The sequence below is a fragment of the Streptomyces sp. NRRL B-24572 genome (assembly GCF_002156145.1).
In the GTDB taxonomy this organism is placed as follows: domain Bacteria; phylum Actinomycetota; class Actinomycetes; order Streptomycetales; family Streptomycetaceae; genus Streptomyces; species Streptomyces vietnamensis.
The window spans coordinates 1-1702 of the sequence record NZ_MWIG01000975.1 but is presented as its reverse complement, the minus strand read 5'-3'; the positions used below and the strand labels follow the sequence as shown (position 1 = coordinate 1702).

Here is a 1702-nt window from a genome sequence, read left to right as displayed (position 1 = left end):
CGCTCGAGCAGGGGGGACCCCCCTCGCCCTGCGGGACGCCTGCCCGCAAACGGTGCGGGACGCCTGCCCGCAGACACTGCGGGATGCCTGCCTGTCGACGGTGCGGAACGCCTGCCCGTGAACAGGCTCATGCCGGCATCCGGCCCATTCGGCCCTCCCTGAAGTCCCTCTCCGCCTCGCGGAGTTCCGCTGCCGTGTTCATCACGAACGGGCCGCTGCGGGCCACCGGTTCGCCGATCGGTTCGCCCGTCAGGACCAGGACCTCGGCCGCCGTCCCCGGGGCCTCCACCGTGAACCCGTCCCCCTCCTGGGTCAGGACCGCGAGGTGCCCGTCCGGGAGGGGAGTGCCCGACACCGTGGCCTCGCCCTGCATCACGTACACCATCGCGTTGTGCCCGGCCGGGACGGTGAACTCGGCGCGGGTGCCCGGCGCGAGCCGTCCGTGGGCGACGAGTACCGGCGTACGGGTCTCGAAGGGGCCGGTCACGCCGTGGCTGGTCCCGGCGAGGACGGTCAGTTCGGCGCCCTCCGGGGTGACGGCCACCGGCAGGTCGGCGGCCTCGGCGTTCTGGCTCTGCGGCGGGACGCCCTTGAGCTGGGCGGGGAGGTTCAGCCAGATCTGGAGCATGTGCTGCCGGCCGCCCGAGGCGAGGAACTCCGGTGTGGGCAGGGCCTCGTGGACGATGCCCGAACCGGCGGTGAGCCACTGGACGCCGCCCGCGCGGACGACGGCGCGGTGACCGCGCGAGTCGGCGTTCGCGATGTCGCCGTCGAGGACGTACTGGATCGTCTCGAAGCCCCGGTGCGGGTGCGGGGGCGCGCCCTTCGCCTCGCCGGGCGCGAGCTCGATCGGGCCCACCTGATCGATCATCAGGAATGGGTCTACGAAGGGGAGTTCCTCGGTCGGGAACGGGCGGCGTACCGGGAATCCGGCGCCCTCGTGGGTGTGGAAGGGGCGGGCTGTGCGGGCGACGGTCCGGCGGCCCGCGAGCTGGGGAGCGGTCATGTCTCGAATGAACTACACCATTCAGTTCACTGTCAAGACTGAACCGTTCCGTTGACAGAATGAACCGATCGGTTTAGCTTCGGTGGCGTCGAGTCCGGCGCCCGCCGGCTCGCCCGACGAACTGGGGGGTTCCCATGACCGCGTCCACGATCCTCGCCATCTCCGGCTCGCTCCGTGCCACCTCGCACAACACGCAACTGCTGCGCGCCGCGCAGAAGTTCAACCCCGGCGGCCAGGAGATCGAGATCTACGAGGACCTGCGCGAGATCCCGCCGTACGACCTGGACCTCGACACCCCCGAACTGCGGCCGGCCGTCGTCGACGAGCTGCGCCGCCGGGTCGCGCAGGCGGACGGACTGCTCATCGCCACCCCGGAGTTCAACTACTCCATCCCCGGCGTCCTCAAGAACGCGCTCGACTGGCTCTCCACCGACTGGACCAAGACCGAGGGCCTCCCGCTGCACCGCAAGCCCGTCGCGATCCTCGGCGCCGCGCCCACCAACTTCGGCACCGTCCGGGCACAGCTCGCCCTCCGCCAGGTCTTCGTCTGGACCGACAGCGACGTCGTCGTGAAGCCCGAGGTGCACGTCTTCCGCTCGCACGAGCGCTTCGACGCCGACGGCAACCTCACGGACGAGGTCACCATCGAGCTCCTCCAGGGCCTCCTGACCGCCCTCCAGGCCAAGATCGACGCGT

2 protein-coding genes are annotated in these 1702 nt (G+C 71.0%); one reads left to right on the top strand and one right to left on the bottom strand.

The window, feature by feature from the left end; translation table 11 throughout:
- Window positions 1–127: 127 nt before the first annotated feature.
- A complete protein-coding gene (locus tag CCN56_RS39070) occupies window positions 128–1006 on the bottom strand; it encodes a pirin family protein (protein ID WP_086832361.1) in 879 nt (292 codons plus the stop codon).
- A gap of 134 nt (window positions 1007–1140) precedes the next feature.
- On the opposite strand from CCN56_RS39070, the gene CCN56_RS39065 reads away from it, so the two are divergent.
- Window positions 1141–1702 (top strand): NADPH-dependent FMN reductase (locus tag CCN56_RS39065; RefSeq protein ID WP_107484305.1); only part of this gene is annotated, 562 nt, incomplete at its 3' end.

What these genes read in the sequence shown, in the direction of transcription:
- CCN56_RS39070 (WP_086832361.1), bottom strand. Translation starts at nt 1,006, where the DNA reads ATGACCGCTCCCCAGCTCGCGGGCCGCCGGACCGTCGCCCGCACAGCC.